The organism is Shinella sp. WSD5-1 (assembly GCF_963942435.1).
In the GTDB taxonomy this organism is placed as follows: domain Bacteria; phylum Pseudomonadota; class Alphaproteobacteria; order Rhizobiales; family Rhizobiaceae; genus Shinella; species Shinella yambaruensis.
Map to the genome: position 1 here is coordinate 3,649,833 of NZ_OZ012596.1, position 22,626 is coordinate 3,672,458.

18 protein-coding genes are annotated in these 22,626 nt (G+C 64.4%); 11 read left to right on the forward strand and 7 right to left on the reverse strand.

Features of this window, described 5'->3' with window-relative positions:
* The first annotated feature begins 2 nt into the window (after positions 1-2).
* The 7 genes from AABQ55_RS17825 to AABQ55_RS17855 all read left to right on the forward strand — a co-directional run bounded on the left by AABQ55_RS17825 (position 3) and on the right by AABQ55_RS17855 (position 8,185).
* Positions 3-1,634 carry a GMC family oxidoreductase gene (locus AABQ55_RS17825; RefSeq protein ID WP_272805963.1) on the forward strand — a complete coding sequence of 544 codons (1,632 nt, stop codon included), beginning with the start codon at positions 3-5 and terminating at the stop codon, positions 1,632-1,634.
* Positions 1,631-1,951: an NIPSNAP family protein gene (locus tag AABQ55_RS17830; protein ID WP_272805964.1), complete on the forward strand. Its 321-nt coding sequence runs from the start codon at positions 1,631-1,633 to the stop codon at positions 1,949-1,951. Before AABQ55_RS17825 ends, AABQ55_RS17830 begins: the two co-directional genes overlap by 4 nt.
* Before the next feature lie 152 nt (positions 1,952-2,103).
* Entirely contained in the window at positions 2,104-3,129 is a 1,026-nt protein-coding gene (locus AABQ55_RS17835) for a BMP family ABC transporter substrate-binding protein (protein ID WP_443021156.1), read from the forward strand.
* Positions 3,130-3,151: 22 nt separating this feature from the next.
* On the forward strand, positions 3,152-4,714 hold the full coding sequence (locus tag AABQ55_RS17840; RefSeq protein WP_272805966.1) for an ABC transporter ATP-binding protein: 1,563 nt from the start codon (positions 3,152-3,154) through the stop codon (positions 4,712-4,714).
* Positions 4,711-5,757, forward strand: coding sequence for an ABC transporter permease (locus AABQ55_RS17845; protein WP_272805967.1), 1,047 nt, complete (start codon positions 4,711-4,713; stop codon positions 5,755-5,757). The genes AABQ55_RS17840 and AABQ55_RS17845 overlap by 4 nt, the downstream gene beginning before the upstream one ends.
* Positions 5,742-6,635, forward strand: a complete 894-nt coding sequence (locus AABQ55_RS17850; RefSeq protein WP_272805968.1) for an ABC transporter permease — start codon at positions 5,742-5,744, stop codon at positions 6,633-6,635. Before AABQ55_RS17845 ends, AABQ55_RS17850 begins: the two co-directional genes overlap by 16 nt.
* 41 nt (positions 6,636-6,676) lie before the next feature.
* Positions 6,677-8,185 carry an amidohydrolase family protein gene (locus tag AABQ55_RS17855; protein WP_272805969.1) on the forward strand — a complete coding sequence of 503 codons (1,509 nt, stop codon included), beginning with the start codon at positions 6,677-6,679 and terminating at the stop codon, positions 8,183-8,185.
* 57 nt (positions 8,186-8,242) lie between these two features.
* Here the strand turns inward: AABQ55_RS17855 and AABQ55_RS17860 are convergent, their stop codons facing one another.
* The 6 genes from AABQ55_RS17860 to AABQ55_RS17885 all read right to left on the reverse strand — a co-directional run bounded on the left by AABQ55_RS17860 (position 8,243) and on the right by AABQ55_RS17885 (position 14,606).
* Entirely contained in the window at positions 8,243-9,637 is a 1,395-nt protein-coding gene (locus tag AABQ55_RS17860) for an FAD-binding oxidoreductase (RefSeq protein ID WP_272805970.1), read from the reverse strand.
* A 33-nt stretch (positions 9,638-9,670) separates the two neighbouring features.
* Entirely contained in the window at positions 9,671-10,477 is an 807-nt protein-coding gene (locus tag AABQ55_RS17865) for an ABC transporter permease (RefSeq protein WP_244766928.1), read from the reverse strand.
* A 1-nt stretch (position 10,478) separates the two neighbouring features.
* Entirely contained in the window at positions 10,479-11,312 is an 834-nt protein-coding gene (locus tag AABQ55_RS17870; protein WP_272805971.1) for an ABC transporter permease, read from the reverse strand.
* An 8-nt stretch (positions 11,313-11,320) separates the two neighbouring features.
* On the reverse strand, positions 11,321-12,436 hold the full coding sequence (locus tag AABQ55_RS17875; RefSeq protein ID WP_244766930.1) for an ABC transporter substrate-binding protein: 1,116 nt from the start codon (positions 12,434-12,436) through the stop codon (positions 11,321-11,323).
* Positions 12,437-12,501: 65 nt separating this feature from the next.
* Positions 12,502-13,593: an ABC transporter ATP-binding protein gene (locus AABQ55_RS17880; protein ID WP_272805972.1), complete on the reverse strand. Its 1,092-nt coding sequence runs from the start codon at positions 13,591-13,593 to the stop codon at positions 12,502-12,504.
* A gap of 104 nt (positions 13,594-13,697) precedes the next feature.
* A complete protein-coding gene (locus AABQ55_RS17885) occupies positions 13,698-14,606 on the reverse strand; it encodes a LysR substrate-binding domain-containing protein (RefSeq protein ID WP_244766932.1) in 909 nt (302 codons plus the stop codon).
* 116 nt (positions 14,607-14,722) lie between these two features.
* On the opposite strand from AABQ55_RS17885, the gene AABQ55_RS17890 reads away from it, so the two are divergent.
* From AABQ55_RS17890 to AABQ55_RS17905, 4 genes are read left to right on the forward strand one after another with little or no spacing between them, the layout of a single operon-like run.
* Entirely contained in the window at positions 14,723-16,306 is a 1,584-nt protein-coding gene (locus tag AABQ55_RS17890; RefSeq protein WP_272805973.1) for an amidohydrolase, read from the forward strand.
* A gap of 28 nt (positions 16,307-16,334) precedes the next feature.
* Entirely contained in the window at positions 16,335-18,062 is a 1,728-nt protein-coding gene (locus tag AABQ55_RS17895) for an amidohydrolase (RefSeq protein WP_272805974.1), read from the forward strand.
* Positions 18,056-19,021: a CobW family GTP-binding protein gene (locus tag AABQ55_RS17900; RefSeq protein WP_272805975.1), complete on the forward strand. Its 966-nt coding sequence runs from the start codon at positions 18,056-18,058 to the stop codon at positions 19,019-19,021. The genes AABQ55_RS17895 and AABQ55_RS17900 overlap by 7 nt, the downstream gene beginning before the upstream one ends.
* Before the next feature lies 1 nt (position 19,022).
* On the forward strand, positions 19,023-20,705 hold the full coding sequence (locus AABQ55_RS17905) for a 5-guanidino-2-oxopentanoate decarboxylase (RefSeq protein ID WP_272805976.1): 1,683 nt from the start codon (positions 19,023-19,025) through the stop codon (positions 20,703-20,705).
* 141 nt (positions 20,706-20,846) lie between these two features.
* Here the strand turns inward: AABQ55_RS17905 and AABQ55_RS17910 are convergent, their stop codons facing one another.
* Positions 20,847-22,559 carry an SIR2 family protein gene (locus AABQ55_RS17910; protein ID WP_272805977.1) on the reverse strand — a complete coding sequence of 571 codons (1,713 nt, stop codon included), beginning with the start codon at positions 22,557-22,559 and terminating at the stop codon, positions 20,847-20,849.
* Positions 22,560-22,626 lie beyond the last annotated feature (67 nt).

Below are 22,626 nucleotides of genomic sequence, written 5' to 3' on the forward strand. Positions count from 1 at the left end.
CCATGGCGGCAACGAAGACATACGATTTCATCATCATCGGCGCCGGCTCGGCCGGCTGCGTGCTGGCCAACCGCCTGTCCGCCGATCCCGCCAACAAGGTGCTTTTGCTGGAAGCCGGCGGCAAGGACCTCAATCCGCTGTTCCGCCTGCCCATGCTGATGGGCAAGCTGTTCCATTCGGGCATCTACAACTGGCATTATCATACGGAGCCGGAGCCGCACCTGAACGGGCGCTCGCTCTACTGGCCGCGCGGCAAGGTGCTCGGCGGCACGTCCACCATCAACGGCATGATCTATGTGCGCGGCAACCGTCACGACTATGACCGATGGGCGCAGATGGGTGCTGCCGGCTGGTCCTATGACGAGGTCCTGCCGGCCTTCCTGCGGTCCGAGGCCCACGTCCAGCGCAACGGTGCCTTCCACAACACCGAGGGCGAACTTACCGTCTGCCGGGCGCGCGGGTGGAACGGGCTTCTCGATGTCTTCAACCAGGCAGGCGGAGAGGCCGGATATCCGCTCAATGACGACTTCAACGGCGAGGAGCAGGAAGGTTTCGGCCGCTACGACTTCACCATCACCAAGGGCAAGCGCTGCTCCACGGCCTATGCCTTCCTGAGGCCCGCAAGAGACCGCCCGAACCTGACGATCCTGACCCGTGCCCATACGAGGCGCGTGCTCGTCGAGAACGGCCGCGCGGTTGGCGTCGAGTTCAGTCGAAGGGGCAACACGTCGAAAGTCTATGCGGACCGCGACGTGATCCTCTCGGCCGGCGTGGTCAACTCGCCGCAGATTCTCATGCTTTCGGGGATCGGCGCGGCCGGCGAGCTTGCGGAACACGATATCCGTGTCGTCCGGGACCTTCCCGGCGTCGGCAAGAACCTTCAGGACCATGTCGACTGCGTCATGGCCTATGAGTGCCGCGAACCGGTCACGCTCTATTCGGACCTCAGGGCCGACAAGCTCACCTGGTCCGTTGTCCAGGGCATGCTGTTCGGGGAAGGCATCGCCACGACCTTCCCCTACGAGGCCGGGGCCTTCGTCAAGTCGCGCACCGACCTTGCGGCGCCGGACATCCAGCTTCACTTCATGCCGGCGCTCGAAAAGACGGCAAACCTGCATTTCCCGAACCCGTTCAGGAAGGAGCGGGTGGAAGCCAATCACGGCTTCTCGCTGCGTGTCGGCCCGGTCAATCCCGAAAGCCGGGGCGAGATCACGCTGCGTTCGGCCGACCCGATGGATCGCCCGCGTATCACCGCGAACTACCTGCAGACCGAGTTCGACATCCGCACGATGATCAACGCCATCCGCATCACGCGCGAGATCATCAGCCAGAAGGCTTTCGACAAGTATCGCGGCCAGGAACTCGCGCCGGGGCCGGCCGTCGAAAGCGATGCCGAAATGGTCACGTGGCTGCGCGCCAATGCCATGACGACGTTCCATCCCGTCGGCACCTGCAAGATGGGCAGCGATCCGATGGCCGTGGTCGATTCCCGCCTGAACGTTCACGGCATCAAGGGGCTGCGCGTCGCCGACGCCTCGATCATGCCGATCATTTCCAGCGGCAACACCAATGCCCCGGCGATCATGATCGGGGAAAGAGCCGCCGATTTCATTCTCAAGGAGACATCCAGATGATCGTCGAGCATCGCACCTACACATTCCGGCCGGGAACCGTCGACGGCTGGCTGAAGAAATACGAGGCCGAGGGCCTGCCGATCCAGAAACGGCACCTGAACACGTTTCTCGGGCTCTATGTCAGCGAGGTCGGCGCCCTGCACACGACGGTGCTGATGTGGGGCTACGACAACCTCGCGGACCGCGAGGCGCGGCGGACCGCCATGTACGCCGATCCCGAATGGCAGGCGTTCATTTCCGGGGTCTGGTCCCTCGATGCGATCCAGCGCCAGGACGTGATGATCATGAACCCGGCGCCATTCTCGCCGGGCGCCTGAAGCGGGAAGCGGTATCCCGCATCCCGAAAGAAATCGGCCGGCGCGCTGCGCCTGCCCAACGACAAGAAGACGCAGACATCGAACCTCCAGAGCAAGGGAATGGGAAAATGACGAACAGAACCTCGAATGAAATCAACGTGCTGCGCCACACGATCGGCCGCCGCTCCTTCCTCAGGACGTCGGCGGGATTGGCCGCCTTCACCATGGCGGGCGGTCTTTTGACGGCCGCGGCGCATGCATCGGGCGGCCTCGTGGCGCTGGTGCACACGCAGGCGGCAGGCGATGCCGGCCCGGTGGACTCGATGATCGCCAAGCTCAAGCAGCTCTCCGGGGAACAGGGCTTCGAATATCGCGCGGTCTACGCCCAGGACCCGGCGACCTACGAGACCATCTTCCGCACGCTGGGCGATGCCGGCGCGGCGGTTATCGTATCGACCTTCAACGAGGTCGCGGAACCCTTCAAGGCGCTTGCGCCGTCTTACCCCGACACAAAGTGGATCCAGCTTTTCGCCGACCCCTTCGAGCCGGCGATCCCGAACGTCGTGACGGTCGCCTACGACTACTATCTCGGTTGCTATCTCTCCGGCATCTTCGCTGCGCGCGTCAGCAAGTCGGGCAAGCTGGGCTTCATCGGCGGCGTCTCCATTCCGCCGATCAATGCCGACTACAACGCGTTCAAGGCAGGCGCGGAATCGGTGCGTCCGGACGTGTCGGTAACGGTCGCCTTCGCCGGCTCCTTCCAGGACCCGGCCAAGGGACAGGAGATCGCGACCCAGATGTATTCGAGCGGCATCGACTACATCCAGACCGACGCGGCCGCGACCGACTTCGGCATCATCGCCGCGGCGAACGAGGTGGAAGGCCGGCTGGTCAGCGTGCTCGATCCGGCACAGTTCCCGCAGGGACCCAGGTCCGTCATTTCGATCGTCGGCCTGGACTTCGGCACCTCGCTCTACAACGAAGTCACGAAAGCGCTCGGCAGCGGTTTTGCCGGTGGCACGCATGAGCATACCGGCCTCGGAACGGGCGTGATCGACTTCATTCGCTCTCCCCTCTTCGCCGAACAGGGGCCGGCGGACATCATCGCCAGGGCAAAGGAAGTCGAGCCCGAAATAGCCGCGGCGCGGGCGGCGATCCTGGACGGGTCGCTCAAGGTGCCGTTCAATACGAACCTCTGACCTTCCATCGGATCATGCTGCGATGAAAGAAGACAGATCCCCCATATTTGAATGCCGCGATGTGACGGTGCGCTACGGCCCCGTCGTCGCGCTCTGCGGTGTCGGAGCCGTCTTCGAACGTGGCATGATCCACGCCGTGGTCGGGCAGAACGGCGCGGGCAAGACGACCTTTGCCCGCGTCCTGGCCGGTCTCGTGCGCCCGGCATCCGGCGAACTTGCGATCGACGGGCGGTCCCTTCCGGGCGGCAATGTCAACGATGCCCGCATGGCGGGCGTCGAGCTCGTCCACCAGAGTTTCGCCCTGCCGCCCTCCTTCACCGTTGCCGAGGCGATGCAGTTCGGCGCCGCGGGCGGAGGGATGTTCAGCAAGAGCCGCCTGGAAAAACGGTGGCAACCCCATTTCGACGCGCTCGATGTCAAGGTCCAGGCCCGGCAGCGCATCCGCGACCTGCCGGTGGAAACGCAGCAGGGCGTGGAAATCGCCCGCGCGCTCGTCTCGGATGCCAAGCTGCTCATCCTCGACGAGCCGACGGCGGTGCTCTCGCCGGAAGGCGCGGAAAAGCTCTTCGAGCGCGTCCGCCGATTGAAGGAGCGCGGCGTCACGGTCATCCTGATCCTGCACAAGATCCGGGAAGTCCTGGCCATCGCCGACACGGTGACGGTCCTGCGCGGCGGGCGGCTTGTCGATGGACCGCTGGCCTGTGCCGGCATAGACGCGGATCGCCTGGCGGAACTCATCATCGGCCCGGCCGGCGCGCGCGTCCTGAATTCCGAGGACAAGGCCGCGCTGACCGGCACTGCGGCGGTGACACATGCCGGGCAGCACGACGCCCCCGCCGAGGCCACGCCCATCCTCAGGATGCGTGCCGTTTCCACGCGGCCCGATCCCGAGGGCCCGGCGCTCGAAAAGGTCGACCTCGACATCCGCCCGGGAGAAATCATCGGGGTGGCGGGCGTCGAAGGCAATGGGCAACGGACGCTTGTGCGGGCGATCTCGGCGCTGGCGGACCTCGTCGAGGGCGAGATCGCCATCGGCGACGGCGACGTGACCCGCGCCCCGCTTGCGGCCCGGCGCGCGGCCGGGCTGCGCGTCATCCCCTTCGAGCGCAATGTCGAAGGGCTGAGCCTGACAAGCTCGCTCTGGGAGAACTGGTCGGCCCGCAGCCTTCTCCAGATGCCGCTCCTTTCCGCCATCAGCCCCGCCGCCATACGAAGGCAGTGCGATACGGCGCTCAAGCAATGGGACGTGCGCTATTCCGAGGTCGGCCAGCGGGCCGGCTCGCTCTCCGGCGGAAACGCGCAGAAGGTCATCCTGTCGCGCGAAATGGACGAAAGCGCCCGCCTCATCCTTGCCGCCCAGCCGACGCGCGGCCTCGACATCGGGGCGACGTCCTTCGTATGGGAATCGATGCGCAGCGCGCGCTCGCGCGGCTGCGGCCTGCTGTTCATCTCCTCCGATCTCGACGAGATCTTCGACATCTCCGATCGGGTGATCGTCATGCTGTCCGGACGCATCGTCGCGCAGTTCCGTCCCCCCTATGATATCGCCGCCGTCGGCGCGGCCATGACAGGAGTGCTGAGATGATCGATCGTCTTGTCTCGGTTTTCCGTGCCCTGATCTTCATCCTGATCGGCCTTGCGCTTTGCGGCATGATCTTCCAGGCGGCCGGCTACTCGGCGCCGTTGATGTTCCACGCGATCGCCGATGGCGCCTTCCTGCGGACCGGCGCCCTGCAGCAGGCGCTTCGCTGGGGCCTGCCGCTGTTCATCACGGCGGTCGGCGTGGCCGTTTCCTTCCGGGCGGGCTATTTCAATATCGGCGCCCAGGGCCAGTTCTACATGGGCGCCATCGCTGCCGCCTTCATGGCGGAATGGCTGAACGGCGCACCGGCTCCCGTCGTGATACCGGCCTGCTTTCTTGCCGGCATGACGGGCGGCGCGCTTTGGGCGCTTTGGCCTGGCCTGCTCCGGCTGAAGTCGGGCGCCGACGAGGTGATCACCACGCTGATGGGCAACTTCATCGCCGGCCTGGTGCTTCTCTACGTGACGGCCGGGCCGCTGAAGGACCCGTCGGGCACGGGGCAGCAGGCCTCCAGCCGGCCGCTCGACGGCGCCTACCGCATCAGCGACTCGCTCGGCCTGTCCCCGACGATCATCGGCATTGCCGTGGTGGTCGGCGTGGTCCTGTGGCTTCTCGTCAACCGCACGGCCTTCGGGGTCTTGTCGGGCCTTGCCGGCCGAAACCCGACGATGGTCGAATGGCAGGGGGCAAGGACCTGGCGCATCGGGCTTGCGAGCTTCCTCCTCAGCGGCGCCCTTGCCGGTCTTGCCGGCACCATCGAGTTCATGGGCCCCAACGGGCGGCTGACCGGCGGTTTCCTGCCGGGTCACGGCTTCACGGCCATCCTCATCGCGCTCGTCGCCAATTTCTCCGTCGTCGGGACGGCCTTCGTCTCGCTGTTCTTCGGCGGCCTCGCCTCGGCCGCCCTCTACCTGCCGATCATGGCCGGCCTGCCGTCCTCGGCGATCGACATCATCAATGCGGCCATCGCGCTCTTCATCACCGCAAAGTCCAGTCTCGTCGACCGGATCGCGAAACTCGGGGGACGGATATGGAAGACTTCGTAATCGCCATCCTGCGCTCCGGCACGCCGCTGATCTATGTGGCCCTTGCCGGCGTCATCGCCCAGCGCGCCGGCATCTGGCATCTCGGCCTGGAGGGGCTGATGATCACCGGCGCCTGCGCAACGGTTCTCGGCATCGTGCTCACGCAATCGATCTGGCTCGCCCTTCTCGGAGCGATCGTGGCCTGCGTCCTCGGCTCGATCCTGTTCTGGTTCGTGGTGGAGAAGCTCAAAGCCAACCAGATCATCGCCGGCCTCGGGCTTTCGGGCCTCGGGCTTGGCGGCACGGCGCTCGCCGTCCAGTCGATATTCGGGACACAGGCGGCGGTCAGCGCGCCCTTCGGCCTGCCGCGCATCGGCCCGGCATTCGGAGCCTTCGGCTCGCTCTCCATCCTGGTCTTCATCATGCCGGCGATCGTGTTCGCGATGTGGGTGCTGTTGCGGCGAACCCGTTTCGGCCTGCGCCTTGCGGCGTCGGGCGAGCACCCCTTCGCCGCGCGCGGCGTTGGCGTCAACCCGTCTGCGATGCGCCTTGTCGCGCTGATGATCGGCGGCGTGCTCTGCGCGCTTGCCGGCGCCGAGCTCGCCACCGGAAGCCTCCAGATCTTCGCCCAGAACATGACGGCCGGCCGGGGGTTCATGGGCTTTGCCGCCGTCATCTTCGGCGCCGGCCATCCCATTGGGGCAACCCTTGCCGCGGTGTTCTTTGCCGTCGTCGGCGCGCTCGGCATCAGGGCGCAGCTTACCTTCGGCGATCGCATCCCGCACGATCTGCTGCTGGCCCTGCCCTACATCGCGACCGTCCTCGGCATCTGGCTGAGCACGCAGTTGCGCGGCGGCACCAGGGCAAACAACGCCTTCGGCGAACTGCGCGACCAATGACACCGGCCCGCGACGCAGCGCGACAGGAGCAGGAGAAACCCATGCCCCAGACATTGATCAAGAACGCGACCCTGCTGACGATGGATGCCGCGAACGGAAGCAAGCCGTTCAACGGTGACATCCTGATCGAGGGAGGCCGCATCGCCGCTATCGGGACGAACCTCGCAGCGCGCCCGGATGCCACAATTATCGATGGCCGGGACCGGCTGGTGATGCCGGGCCTCGTCAACGCCCACACCCATTCGAGCGAGACCTTCTTTCGGGGGCGGTTTGAAGGCATGCCTCTCGAAATCTGGCTCCTCTACGCCTATCCGCTGCTGATGGGACCGGTCATCGACGAACGGCTTCTCTACCTGCGCAGCCTCCTGCTGGCGATGGAATCGCTGCGCAACGGCGTCACGACGATGTGCGACGATTTCTTCGATCCGCCCGCGCACGACCTCTCCCGGCTCTCCGCCGTGTTCAGCGCCTATGCGGACGCGGGCATCCGTGCCAATGTCTCCAGCGCCGTCATGAACGTCCACACGCTGGACGCCCTGCCCTACGCCAGGCAGGTGATGCCGCTCCACCTTCAGGAGAAGCTCGATTTCGGTCCGCCCATGTCCGCCGCGGCCTATATCGACTACTGCCGCTCGGCCTTCGCGGCGCTGCACGGCCGGGCCGGACGGCTCAGTTTCATGATCGCACCGTCGGCGCCGCAACGCTGCACGCCGGACATGCTTCAGGCCTGCCATGCCCTGGCCGTCGAGATGGGCGTGCCGCTGCACACGCATATTCTCGAAACCAAGACGCAGGCCGTGACCGGCCAGGCATTCTTCGGCAAGAGCCTGATCGCCTATATGCGCGATCTCGGGGCACTGTCGCGCAACACCACCATCGCCCACGCCGTCTGGGTGAGCGAGGACGATGTCGCGATGATGGGCGAGGCCGGATGCTCGGTCGCCCACAACGCCGTCTCCAACCAGAAGCTCGGGGCCGGCATCGCGCCGATCCGGCAGCTGCTCGACGCCGGCGTGACGGTCGGCCTCGGCACGGACGGCGTCTCGTCGAACGACACCGCCCGCATCTTCGACGTCATGCGGGTCGCCGGCCTGGTCCACAGCGTTTCCGGCCCCGACCACGACAGATGGATCCGCGCCGACGAAATCCTCGCCATGGCGACGATCGGCGGCGCCCGCAGCGCCATGCTGGAAGACGTCACCGGTTCGCTGGAGGTCGGAAAGGCCGCCGATCTTCTGATCCTCGACCTCACCACCCTCAGCTTCACCCCGCTCAACGACATTGCAAAGCATCTCGTCTATGCCGAGAACGGTTCGTCGATCGAGACGGTGATGGTCGCGGGAGAGGTCGTCGTCCGGAACGGCCGCCTTCAGACGATCGACGAGGCCGCGATACTGGCGGAGATCCGTGAGCGTGTCCCCGCGCATCTGGCCGCGCATGCGGAGCTGGAGAAGCTGAACGCAGCCTTCCACCCCACAATGGCCGAAATCCACCGGCGTTCCACGTCAAAGGCCATCGGCATGAACCGCTATGCCGGCAATGACGGCTAGGGAGGCCGCTCGATATCCGGGCTGTCCTTGGAAGCATGACGCAACCGTCCGCCGACCTTAAACCGGCGTGACGATCTTACCGGGGTTCAATACCCATTTCCGGTCCAGACATGCCTTGATCGCCCGCGCGAGATCCTGCTTCACTGGATCGGCGTAACGTTCATACGCGCTACGCTTGTCGAGGCCGACCCCGTGCTCAGCCGAGAACGATCCGCCGATCTCTCCAAGGCCCGTATAGAGCACGTCCTCGATCGCCCTATAACGTTCGGGCGACGGACTGTCGGTGTTGACGGAAATGTGCAGGTTGCCGTCAGCGAGATGGCCGAAGACATAAGGCGCATAACCCTTGTCGATCCCCAGGAGACCGTCCGTGATCCGCGCGACATAGCCATCGATTGCAGCTGCGGGAACAGACACGTCAAAGGATGGCGGATGGCTGTGCATGCGCTCGATCTGTTCCGTCTCTTCGCGCAGCCGCCAAATGATCCTTGCCTGCTCCATGGAAGCCGCCACCAGCCCGTCGAGAATGCCGGCCTCCTCCCAGATGCTCGAAAGCCCTTCCTCCAGCGCGCCGGTCGCCTCCTCGACGGTTGCCGCGCCAAGCTCCACGGCAAGCAGGCACGGCGAACCGAGCGGCAACCGTCCCGAATCCAATCCGAGCATCCCTGCCATTGCGACGGCAAAGTCACGCCACATGATTTCCGCAGCCCGCAGGTTGGCGCCGGGCATGGCAAGCAAATGGCTGACGACCCGTTGGGCGCTGGCCGCATCATTGGTCCCGATGAGCGCCGTGGCCGATGCGCCACCGAGCGGCTCAAGCCGAAGCACGGCGCGGGTAACGATGCCCAACGTGCCCTCGGCGCCGACGAACAGGTGCTTGAGGTCATAGCCTGCGCTGGTCTTTAGAACGCGCGTCAGGTCGCTGAACACGCGGCCGTCCGGCAATACCGCCTCGAGGCCGAGAAGACGATGGCGCATCGTGCCGTTTCGAAACGCCATTATGCCGCCGGCATTCGTGGAGATCATGCCCCCGATGGTGCAGCTGCCTCGCGATGCAAGGTCGATGCCGGGATCGAGGCCATGGACGGCTGCGGCCTCCTGAAGCACGGCCAGAGGCGCTCCGGCTTGAACGATCGCGACCCGGCCCAAACGATCGATCTCTTCGACCCGGTTCATCGCGCCGAGATCGCAGATGATCTGCCCGGAAACCGTCGCCGCGCCACCGGCGAGCCCCGTTCGGCCGCCCTGCGGAACCAAGGGGATCCCTCTTTCGAGACAGAAGCGCACCAGCGCCGACACGCTATCGACATCCGCCGGGCGGACCAATGCGGCCGCTCCAAAATTGCGACCGTCGAATCCCGGATCGCGGACGGCGAGCTCGTCCCGCCCCCAAATCGTCGCATCCGGCAGGGCGCCACGCAACTCGGAGAGAAGATCGCTCCGCACGCTCATCGTTGTCCTCATGTTACGGGTTGCAGGACGGCTTCACGCGGCTCCCCTCGCCCGGCGATAGACCACGCGAGCGGTCATCACCGTCACGGTGATCAGGATCAGGATGACCGAGATCGCCGCGATCGAGGGGTCGATATTGTCGCGCAGGCCCATCCACATCAGCCGCGGGAGGGTGATGGCGTTGACGCTGGTGATGAACAGCGTGACGCCGATCTCTTCCCAGGACAGCACGAAGGACAGGAGCCACGCCGTCGCTATGCCGAACTTGATGTTGGGTATGATGACCTGTGTCGCCCGCTCCCAGGTGGACGCGCCGAGACCGCGCGCGGCCAGATCGATGCGCCGGTCGACCTGGCTCAACGACACGAGGATCAGCACCACGGCGAACGGTACCGTCACGACGACATGCGCGAGTGCCACGCCGAGCCACGTGTCGTAGCCGACGACGCTCCCGATGCCCGACATGGACGTGAGCAGGAAGTAGAGGGTGATCGCCGAAACCACCGGCGGAACGATCATCGGCAACAAGACGAAACCGACCAGAACCGCCGTGTAGCGCGGCCGGAACATCCATATGCCGAGGCCGAAGACGAGCGCCAGGAGCGTCGCGAGCGTGCTGGAGACGATGCCGATGCGCAAGCTGAGCAGGATACTGTCCAGCCAGCGCGGGTCGTCGACAAGCGCACGATAGTGCCTGATCGACAGCTCTCCCGTCGGCATCGAAAGCATGCGCGACGGAGTAAAGGACACCGGCACGACCGCAAGCAGCGGCATCAGCAGGAAGATCGCCACCAGAAAGGCGAGGAACAGGGCGATGGGACCGGGACGGTAGCCGCTCATGTCAACCTGCCATTTGGGAGGGCCGCAGGAAGCGGAACAGGGCTGTTGTCAACAGGCCGACGATCAGGACAAGCGTGATGCTGATCGCAGCGCCGAGACCCCAGTCGGGACTCTGGAAGATGCGAAGGTAGACCAGCTCCGCCACCATGACGCTGCGACCACCGCCGAGGATTGCCGGCGTTATGAAGAAGCCGAGCGCGAAGACGAAGACGATCAGCGCGGCCCCGATGATGCCCGACATCGTCATCGGCACGAATATCGACCAGAAGATGCGGGTGCGGCTTGCCCCCAGGCCGCGCGCGGCAAGCAGGACGCGCTCGTCCAGCGCGCGCATGGCCGAGGCGATGGGAAACACCGCGAAGGGAATGAGGAAATGCGTCATGCCGACGACGACGCCGAACTCGTTGCGAACGAGCGCGAGAGGTTCATCGAGGATGCCGGTCGCACGCAGCCAGGTATTGATGAGCCCCTGATTGGACAAAAGCGCCACCCAGCCGAAGGCACGGGTCAAGACCGAGATCCAGAACGGCACGAGGATGCAATATTCCGCCGCAAGCCGCTGGCCCGGCGTGCCGCGCACCCAGACATAGGCGATCGCATAGGCGGCAGCGACTGCCGTCACCGTCACCAGCGCACAGATGCGCGCTGTACGCACGAACACCGATTGCACCAGCGGGTCGGTGAGCAGCACATGATACTGCCCGAGCCCCGGCTCGGGCAGCATAACGCTCCATTTCATCACACCAAGAAACGGGATGCCGTAGGCCAGCACGAGGAGCAGGAGCAGCGGCGCCAGGAGGAGCGCCGCGCCGAGATTGTGGGAGCGCGCGAACATAAGGCGGCTCAGGCGGAGATGATCTTGGTATATTCGTCGAGCGCCGGCCCGTAGTTCTCGGCGTACCATTCCATATCGAGCGGTATCTGCTTGCTCATATTTGCAGGATCGACCGGATTGAGGCGCTTCTTCTCCTCGGGGATCAGCGCATCGGCAGCGGGGTTCGCCGGACCCTGCCCCAGCATGTCGAACATGACGAGCTGCTTCTGCGGGTCCTGCGCGCTGGCGATGAACTTCATCGCCGTGTCGCGGCCGCCGGGATTGCCCTTGATGACGGCCATGGCACCCGGGGACAGCAGGCCCTGATCCCAGATGAACTTGATGCGGCCGCCCGAATCCTGCTCGATCAACGAGGCGCGCGTCGACCAGACCAGGGCCATCGAGGCTTCACCGTCGAGAAGCAGCGACTGGCTTTCCGAGCCGCCGCCCCAATAGGCTATGACGTTCTCCTTGAAGGCGGCGATCTTGTCGTGCGCGCGCTTCAGGTCCAGCGGATAGAGTTGTTCCGGTGCCACGCCGTCACCGAGGAGGGCGGCCTCCCACATGGCGCTGCCCCATTTGTAGAGCGAACGCTTGCCCGGGAACGTCGTCACGTCGAAGAAGTCGGCCATGCTCTTGGGCGGATTGTCGCCGTATTTTTCCGAGTCATAGGCGATGACATAGGAGAAGAAGTAGCTCGAAGCCGCATAGTCCCAGCCGAAACCGGGGCGCATCTTGCCCTTGTCGACGACGGCGTAGTCGATTTTCTCCATCATGTCCTGCTTGCCGAGCGTGATCGCCGAGAACGGGTCGGCGTCAACGATGTCCCAGCTCGGCGCGCCGCTTTTGAACTGGGCGGTGATGGCCCCTTCGGTCGGGCCCGAACCATCCTGCTTGACGGTGACGCCGGCCTCCTGCTGGAAAGGCTGGCCATAGGCCTTGTCATAGGCGGTGACGGCATCGCCGCCCCAGTTCACGAACACGAGCTGCTTTTCCTGCGCCAGCGCGCCGCCCGCCCTGAACGCCAGCGGCGCGCCGGCAAGAAGCATGGCGGCCAGCTGCGTAAAGCGCCGGCGGCTCATTTCGCCGCGCTTGACCTTGTCTGCGAGGATTTCGAGGCAGTCTTTCTGAAAGGCTTCATTCATTGTCGTTCCCCTGTTTTCTTGGATCTTCGGACTTCAATGGATCAGTCTTCTGCTTGTAAAATCTCTCAAACCGTCTCCGGCAGGATAAGTCCCCTCTCGGCGGGCCATGTCAGCCAGACCGTGTTGCCCTCCTCGAGCGCGAAGCGCGCGGCTTCCATCGGGACAGAGACGCTGGCCCTGCTCCCGCTGCGCGTAATCAGGTCGAGGCGCACCGCGGAGCCGAGATAGGTCGAGGATACCGCCGTGACGGGGATGCTGTTTTCGGCGATCGCCGGCTCCCGTGCGATCGACATGTGCTCCGGGCGCACCGCGAGGATGGCGTCGCCGCGCGCTTCGCCGGGAGCAAAGCGCAGGGCGACCTCGCGATCCTCGCACAGGCCCCTCGCCCCGCCCTCGTCCGGACGGATGTCGCGCAGCGGCAGCATGTTGATCTCGCCCAGGAACTCCGCGACGAAGCGGTTGCCGGGGCGCTCGTAGACCTCCTGCGGCGTGCCGACCTGGAGAAGCTCGCCATGATTGAAGATGGCGACGCGCGAGGAGAGCGCCAGCGCCTCGCTCTGGTCATGGGTGACGAAGACGAAGGTCGTTCCCGTCTCCTCGTGCAGGCGCTTCATTTCCGCCTGCATCTGGCCGCGCAGGCTCTTGTCGAGAGCCGAAAACGGCTCGTCGAGAAGAAGAACCCCGGGCTCAAAGGCGAGCGCGCGCGCCAGTGCGACGCGCTGCTGCTGGCCACCGGAGAGTTTCGCCGGCAGTTTGTGCTCGTGGCCCTGCAAGCCGACACGCTCGACCATTTCACCGACGCGGCGCTTGATCTCCGCCTCGGATTTGCGGCGCACGCGCAGCGGAAAGGCGATGTTGGCGGCGACGCTCATATGCGGAAAGAGGGCATAACCCTGGAAAACCATGCCGGAGGAGCGGCGTTCGGCCGGCTGGTCGGTGATGTCGATGCCGTCGCTGAACAGCTGCCCGCGGCTCGCACGTTCGAAGCCGGCAAGGATCATGAGGAAGGTCGTCTTGCCGGAACCGGACGGGCCGAGCAACGTGAGAAATTCGCCGCGGCCGACATCGAGTGAAAGATTCTTCAGCGCGTGGAACGCGCCGTAGCTCTTTCCAATGCCGACCGCCTTGAGTTCCGCTGCACGTCCCGACTGCTGCATAGGCTCTCCCTCACCTGTCGAGGAAAGCGTATGCGCGCAATCGGCTCACGGCAACCGAATTATTTTCGCATTATTGGCAAATTCCATTCACCTATCCGGATCGACTATACCCGCACGCTTTGCGCGTCGGCCGCCGCATTGGCCAGGCTGGATCGCAGCCAGTCCCGGAAGGCCGGAAGGACCGGATGATCCGACTTGGCGGGATCGACGACCAGATAGTAGGAGCGTGAGGCGCGAACCGCGATGTCGAAGGGGCGCACCAGCCTGCCTTCGCTCAACGCCTTCTGTCCGGTGAGCTCATCGCCCATGGCAATGCCCTGCCCCGCTATGGCGGCCGAGAAAACCAGGTTCATGTCGGAAAAGAAGATACCGCTCGCCGGATCGGCGTTTTCGACCTTGCTGAGCGAAAGCCACCGCGACCAGTCCTCGAAGTCGTTAAGATGGAGCAGGTTCGTGCGCAACACGTCGGCAGGCTTTGCGAACCCGCCAAGCCGGTTGAGCAGGCTCGGGCTGCAAAGCGGGGTGAAGCGCACATCGCACAGAAGCTCCACGCTGCGGTTCGGCCAGTTGCCGTCACCGAAGGCGATGAACGCGTCGACATCGGGATTGCTCACATCGTCGAGGCGCCGCGGCGTGAGAATGGAAAGGGAGACATCCCGGTACATCTCCTGGAATTCCGCGATATGGGTACATAGCCACAGCGAGGCGAAGCCCGGCGTGCAACTGATACGGAACGAACCGCCGATGCCGCCGTCCCGGTATTGCGCCCCGGCATCACCGAGCATCGTCAACGCCTTGTGCACGTCATGGGCATAGCGCCGGCCGCGCGCGGTCAGCGCGACACCCTTGCCGACGCGCTCCAGCAGGTCGAAGCCGAGATCGCGCTCCAGCAGCCGCAACTGGTGGCTGACGGCGCTGCGGGTCAGGTGCAGTTCGTCCGCCGCCCGCCATACGCTGCCGTGGCGCGCGAAACTTTCGAGCGCCCGCAGCGCCTGTGTCGATGGAATCCGCATAACGCCCCGTCAAGTGAACAGAATTTGCACGAAACGATAAAACATATCACTTTTTGCGCAAGCCTTTCACTGCTTTCCTCTGATGGCAGGTGCAACACGCGAGGGCTTGACACGACATGACCGCAAACATTGCCGAGGAGACCGCAACGAACTGGGTCGATGCGCACGCCGGCGCCCTGTCGGAATGGACGAGCACTATCTGGCACAAGGGAGAGACGGCCTGGCGCGAGTACGAATCCGCCGCCTGGTATGTGGAGCGCCTGCGCAGCGAGGGATTCACGGTCGAGGAGGGCTCGGGCGGCATGCCGACGGCCTTCGCCGCCTCCTGGACAAACGGCAAGGGTGGCCCGGTCATCGCCAGCTATGCCGAATATGACGCCGTGCCGGGCAACTGCCAGGCCGCAAGCACGCAGAAAGGCCCCCGCCCCGGTCTCAACGAGCATGCCGGCGGCCATACCGATCCGCATTCGGCGCTTGGCATGAGCGCCTTCGGCGGCCTTCTCGCCACCAAGGCAGCGATGCAGGCACATGGTCTTCCCGGCACGCTGAAGTTCTTCGGCGAGCCCGCCGAAAAGGTGCGCGGCTCCAAGCCGATCCACGCCGCCAAGGGCTATTATGACGGCCTCGACGCGATGATCAGTTTCCACCCCTGCTACATGCTGCCGCTGTGCAACACGGTGAACTGGGACACCCATTGCGGCGCGGCCTATGCGATGGTGTACCGCTTCGTCTGCGACGAGCCGGAAACATGGCTGAAACGGGCCGACGGCCTGCCGATCCCGCAGGCGCACAGCGCCGTGCGTGCGCCCGGCGCCAACGATGCGCTTTTCACCATGTACAACGCCTCCAAGGCGCTGCGCGATTCCATGCTGCCGCATATGGGCGGCTGGTCGATCAGCGAGGCGATCCTGACGGCGGGACAGGCGACCGCCGACAACCTGCCGGCGCGGCTTTCCGAAATCCAGTACATCATCCGCGTGCCGACCGTGGAGCTGGCCGAACAGGCGACCCTGATCCTCGACCGCAACGCCGAGGCTGCCGCCCGGCTGACCCATTGCCGCGTCGAAAAGATCTGGGTCTCGAAATCGCGCCCCGGCCTTGCCAACCATGTGATGGCCGATCTGGTCTATGGCAAACTCGCCGCCGTCGGCGCGCCGAAATGGGGCGCCCGCGCGAAGGAGATCGCCCGCGAGATCCAGTCCAGTGTCGGCCTGGAGCCGATGTCGAACCCCTTCCTGCCCGATTGCGAGAGGCTGATCAGCCCGCAGGAGGCCGAGCGCATCCTGCGGCAGGACCTGCCGCCCTCGCAGGTCAACTACACCTCGGACGACTATACCGACATGTGCTGGCACGCGCCGACGGCGCGCCTTTACATCGCCCGTCCCATGCTGAGCGGGCCCGCCGGTTTCTCCTATCCCGACTGGGTGATGAACGCACTGGGCGGCATTCCGGAAACCATCGATCCGATGGTGATCTGCGCATCGAAGACCATCGCTCATTCGATGCTGGAGCTGCTGCAGAACGCCGGGGTGCGGGCCGCTGCCCGCAGGGAATTCGAGGAGCGCACCGGCGGCGGTGTCGGCGGCACCGGATGGATTCCGCCGCTTGCCGACTACGAGGCGCCGATCGGCCTGCGCTGGCCCGAATATGTCACAACGGTGCGCGGCCGCGAATGGTGGATCCCGACCGCCGGCTATTGATGCCGCCCCTCTCCATAGGTAGACGATCATGCGCTCTCTCTACGACCATCGCCCCAGCCACGCAGCCCGCGACGCTCACGCCGACCTCGTCCTGACCAATGGCCGTATCTATACCGGCGATCCCGGATTGCCGTGGTGCCAGTCCCTGGCCGTTTCGGGCGGGCGCATCGTTGCGCGTGGCGAGCGCGCGGACGTGGAGTACCTCATCGGGCCGCAGACCAGGATAAAGGACCTCGGCGGCCGGTTTGCCATGCCGGGTCTCTACGACATGCACACCCATCCCGACCTGGCGCTCGCACCGCGCTACGCCGAGGATCTGGACATCGGCATCGTCGATCCGACGCCCGATCAGGTGCGCGACGCCGTGCTGGCCTATGCGGCCAGGCACCCGGACCGCGAATGGATCTACGGGCAATATTTCGTCCGCTACACCTTCCGGCAGGCCGGCCTCGTGCCCGGCCGGGACTGGCTGGACAACGTGCTGCCCGATCGCCCCGTCGCCCTGCTCGACCGCATGTGGGGCACCATGATGGTCAACAGCGAGGCGCTTCGCCGTGCCGGCATCGGCGCTGAGACACCCGACCCTCCCAACGGCTATCTCGAACGCGATCCGATCAGCCACGAACCGACGGGCCTGCTCATCGACGGTGCCTACGCCCTGATTCATGCCGCGATGCCGCCGACGCCCGTCCCGGTGCTGCGCGCCGCCTATCGCGACGGCGTACGCTACCAGTCCGCGCGCGGCGTGGTCGCCACCAAATACGTGCATGTCTGCGAGAACCGGCTGGAGGCGCTGCAAACCCTCGACCAGGCCGGCGAACTGACGCTCAGGGTCGAGGCCGCGATCAGCTGGCAGGACGATATTTTCCCCGTGCGCCGCCGCTGGGAGCTGCTCGCCGGCGAACGTCACTACTACCGCTCGGCCCGGCTCAACGCCAATGCCGTGAAATTCCACTTCGACGGCACCGTCGAACCGCGCTCGTCCTATCTCATGACGCCCTGGGACGGCGCGAACAGCGCCTGGCGCGGCAAGCTCAACCTGACGCCCGAACATCTCGCCGACATGGTCTGGGACATGGACCGGCAAGGCATCCGCGTAATCGCCCATTGCACGGGCGATGCGGCCTCCGACACGTTTCTGGACGCCGTCGAGGCGGCACGCCGGCGCCCGGGCGGCCTGGGCGTGCGCCATCAATGCGCGCACTCCACCATCCTGCACGGCGGCAACCTCAAGCGTTTTCGCGAGTTGAACGTCACCGCCGAATTCTCGCCGGTCTCATGGTATCCCTCGAAATTCGTCTCCGGCGCCCGCTCCGGCTACGGTCCCGAGCGGCTGTCGCGCGCCTACAACATCAAGGGCGTGCTGGAGGCCGGCGGCGTCGCCGTCGTCGGCACCGACTGGCCCGTCAGTCCGCTCGACCCCTGGATCGCGCTGGAAACCATGGTGACCCGGGCCAATCCCTGGGGGGAAACCGAGGGCCGGTTCGGCGAGCCGATCTCCCTCACCCAGGCCATCGACGTGATGACCAGAAACGGCGCCTGGTCGATGGGCATCGAGCACGAGGCCGGCACGCTGGAGATCGGCAAGTCCGCCGACATCATCGTGCTCGACCGCAACCTCTTCGAGATCGAGCCGCAGGGCAACATCCACTCCACCAGGGTGGACCTCACCTTCATGCAGGGGCAGCTCGTGCACGACCGGTTGGACGCGGCTTCCGAAGCCATCTGGCACGGCGAGGCCCCGAAACTATGGTGACCAGGCAGGCCGGACCAATACCGGTCACCGTGATCGGCGGCTTTCTCGGCGCGGGCAAGACAACGCTCGTCAACCATATTCTTGGCGGCGACCACGAACTGAAGATCGCCGTGATGGTCAACGATTTCGGCGCGATCAACATCGACGCCGCGCTCATCACCTCAACGGAAGGCGGCCTCTACAGCCTCTCCAATGGCTGCGTTTGCTGCGGGATGAACCAGGGCCTCGTCGAGCAGCTCGAAGAGCTGCTGAGCGCCCGCATCGACATCGACCATATCGTCATCGAGGCAAGCGGCGTCGCCGATCCCGCGCGGATCATGGACACGGTACGCTATGCCCGCTTTGCCGGGCGGCTGAGGGGCGATGCAATCGTCGTGCTGGTCGATGCCGCCGGCTTCGACGGCGCCATCGCCGCGGCGCCCGGTCTTGCGGAAGCGCAGGTCGGATCGGCCGATCTCCTGATCCTCAACAAGACCGATCTCGTATCACGCGACATCCTTGACGCCTGGCATGCGCGCTGGGCCTTTCCCGACACGCGGACCATCGAGACGACGAACGCGCGCGTGCCGTTCGACCTCCTTTTCGCCGGCGGTTTTCCCTCCCGCGGCGCTAGCTCGCCCTTCGCGGCCGTGCCGGTTCACGAGCAGGCCGAAAGCGTTACGTGGCGGCATGACGGCCCCATCGACGCCAAGCGCCTGCATGGGGTGCTCGCTGCGCTGCCTGCCCGTATCTACCGGGCCAAGGGTTTCGTGCAGGCAAGCGATGGCCGACTGTTCGCCGTTCACGTGGTCGGCGCGCGGGTCTCCTTCGAACCGGCGTCGCATCTGCCCGAGGGCTTCGACGGACAAAGCCTGCTCGTGCTCGTCGGCTTCGGCCGGGATCTGCCGTTTGAAGGGGTGCTCGCGCAATTGAACGGTTGCGGTGCGCTTGCCCGCTCCGGGAAGAAGGGATCTGCCTGAGATGAAGACCGTCGGAACCTATCTGGTCGAACTGCTTGCCGCATATGGGGTGGATACCGTTTTCGGCATCCCCGGCGTCCATACGGTTGAAATGTATCGCGGGCTGCCGGGCAGCGGCATCCGCCACGTGACCCCGCGTCACGAACAGGGGGCCGGGTTCATGGCCGACGGCTATGCCCGTGCCACCGGCAGGCCTGGCGTGTGCTTCGTAATTTCCGGCCCCGGCCTCACCAACATCGCCACCGCCATGGCGCAGGCCTACGGAGATTCCGTGCCGATGCTGGTCATCACCAGCGTCAACCCGCCTGGCCGCATGGGGTCGGGCGAAGGACATCTGCACGAACTGCCCGACCAGCGCCAGCTCGCTCGCCAGTTCACCGCCTTCAGCCACACCGTGCTGCGGGCGGAGGAGCTGCCTCAGGTCATCGCCCGCGCCTTTGCCGTCTTCGCTTCGGCCCGTCCGCGCCCGGTGCATATCGAGTTGCCTGTCGATCTGCTGACGCTGGATGCCTCCGTACTGCCCTCTCCGCAGAAGCGGCCGCCCCCCAGCCGCCCCGCGCCGGAAGCGCAGGCAATAACGGCCGCCGCCGCCCTGTGTTCGCAGGCCGTGCGCCCGGTCATCCTGGCCGGCGGCGGTGCCGCCGATGCCGCGTCCCCCTTGCTCCGGCTGGCCGAAACGCTCGACGCCCCGGTGATCATGACCGTCAATGGCCGCGGCGTTCTGCCACCGGGCCATCCCCTTGGCGTTTCGTGCAGCCCCGCCATGGCGGCGACGGCCAACCTCATCGAGGCGGCCGACCTGGTGATTGCGGCGGGCACCGAGTTTGGGCCGACCGACTACGATTTCTATGAGACGGGCGGCGCGCGCATCACCGGGAAACTGATCCGCATCGACATCGATCCCGAGCAGGCCATGCGCGGCCGGCCGGCCGATATCGCGCTGGTAGCCGACTGCGCCCTTGCGCTCGACGCGCTGACCGCGAGGATCCCGCCGCGCGCGGCGAACGACGGGGCTGCACGTGCAAGGGCCGCCAGAGAGGCTGTTCGAGAAATGCTCAATCCGGTTCTGCGCGCCGGCGTCGATCTCATGGAGATCGTACGCGAAGCCCTGCCCGACGTCATTATTGTCGGCGACTCCGCGCAGCCCGTCTATGCCGGCTGCATCGACTTTGCCGCGAACAGGCCGCGGTCGTGGTTCTGCTCGGCAACCGGCTACGGCACGCTCGGCTATGCACTGCCCGCCGCCGCGGGAGCGCTGATCGGCACCGGCCGGCCAACCGTCTGCCTTGCCGGCGACGGCGGCATCCAGTTTACCCTGCCCGAACTCGCCGCCGCCCGCGAGGCCGCCCTGCCGCTCATCGTGCTGCTGTGGAACAACAGCGGCTACGGCGAGATCAAGACCTACATGGAAGCACGCGGCATCGCGCCGATCGGCGTCGACATCTATACGCCGGATTTCCTGGCCATCGCCCGCGGCTTCGGCTGTAAGGCCGAGCGCCTGAGAAGTCCTGGCGAGCTGCCAGCGCTTTTGAGATCGGCCATCCGGCGTACGTGCCCCACGGTCATTGAAATCGATGAAGAGGCCTATGTAACCGCCAAGGCAGAATGCCGCTCGCCACATACGTTTGAACACCCCTCCCCTGTTTTCATTGCACTTTCAGGAGCCGTCGCCACAAACAGTTGAGCACGTCGCCTCGTACCCCTGAGCAAACAGGGGGCCGTCGCCACATACGTTTGAGCAACAATTTAAGAGGCATTGCGCCACAACTTACACATGCAATACCCTGTGTATGATGCCAGGGAGCATTCTTGGACACGAGGCCAGTCACCAATAGTGATTGGCCATCTTCTTCACGTTCTCAACGAGATTTTCGATCAACGAGACGGCACTGGCCTTCGTGCCTCCGAACAAGCCAGCTTTGAGCGGGGGCCACTCATCTCCGTCTCTTTCTATCTCCTGTAGAACATTCTGAATGGACTGGCCGGAATGGTTCCAGACGAAGCGACCACGCAAAGTGTAGCGACCACCTGTTTTGGATGCCTCAATATAATGGAGGGCTAAAAGAACCTCCAAGCGCTCGAAATCCCGCTCGATATCCTCTGCTTTGGAAAGCTTGCCGAAGAGACTCATAAAGTGGTCGCTAATGGGCGTATAGCGCTTTTGTGAATGTAGGGCATTCGCTGTGTCAGAATCCACGACAGCAATCGCTCCTAGATGCTCAAGTACACTTTCCTCGTTGCCTCTGTGCGTCAATCGTCCCTCAACGAGGTACTTGAAAAGTGGCCAGTTGCCTCTCGCCATCGCCCCATAGGATGCAGCGTAGAAGCAAACCGCGCCAGGGTATTTGTTCATTTCCAGCCATAGAACCACACCGTCGCGTCGATTGGACGGAACCAGTTTGGTGATGGATTGCCGGATAGATTCAAAATTGTAGGCTTCAGCCCACTGAGCTGCCGCAAACAACATATGTTGTAGCCCATCCGTAGAGGCGTCATATGCTTCGAAACGCGCCTTGATAGCCGCCGTGTCGACCGGCCTCGCTCCAGCAGTGTAAGCGGAGTCCAGAAACGCTCTTACACGATTTGCTTCGTCAATTAGGAGATCGTGAAACCGGACCCGGTATTGGGGAGATGCGACGAATTTTTTGATGGCTGAAACCTGAGCATTAATGGAAAGAGGGTGAGCCGCTTTGGATTCCTTCAGGCCTTCGACCATTTCCTGTAGCTGTACGAAAAATTTGTCCGCACCATCGATCTCGATCAGATGACCACTTCGTAGGGTGAGCAGCTTCTCAGCTCGTGCGCCAAGTTTCCCGCGAGTTGCCCAAAAAGTGGCGTAGCGACGAGACGAACACCGTTCAAATGCTGCCCTGAGAGCCTGATCCCATTCCCCGGACCAGCCGCACACGATCAATCCGAACTCATCTAGAATTCGGTCAAGATAAGCATCCATCGCCGGATCGTATGATGCAAGTTCGTCTTCCGTGTTCTTAATGCGGTCATCCAGGTAGTCACCATGGATTTTCACGATTACGCACCTCTGGTGCACTAGAGGGGCAGCGCCTTTGGTCGCATCAGCCGTGGATATGACGGTCGGAACGATACCGACATCCGTAAGCGCAACTTCCATTAGGCGGTCAAAATTTGTGGTGACGATCACCTTGATGAAGCCATCGCGCGCCAGCTCAGCAATGGCGCGATGTGCTGCTGTTGGCATCTTGATGCCATCATCGCGTTCTTCGTCCGTAGGCTCAAAGAACTCATGCAAAATTGCGCGACGCTCCGCTGGCGTCTTCGCAAGCACGTCCAGCAGTTCTGAATAGCCGGGCTCTTTCCCAAATTTATCCTGATACCAACGTGCCGGATCACCCAGGGTGTCTTCGGCTGACAGAGCAGCAATGCGTTCGACCAGGTCAAGGGTGACCTCCCACCCAGTCGGAATTCCCGCACTTCGAGAGATACCGGAACCAAGTAGGACTGCGTACACGCCAGGAGACGTTTGAATTGAATGAGCTAGAGAGAGGATCGGGTCCATCATGATCTTTCAGTTGGTGACCGATGCATACGGAAGCAGTGTTCCACAGCGACAATGACTTGCTTGGGTC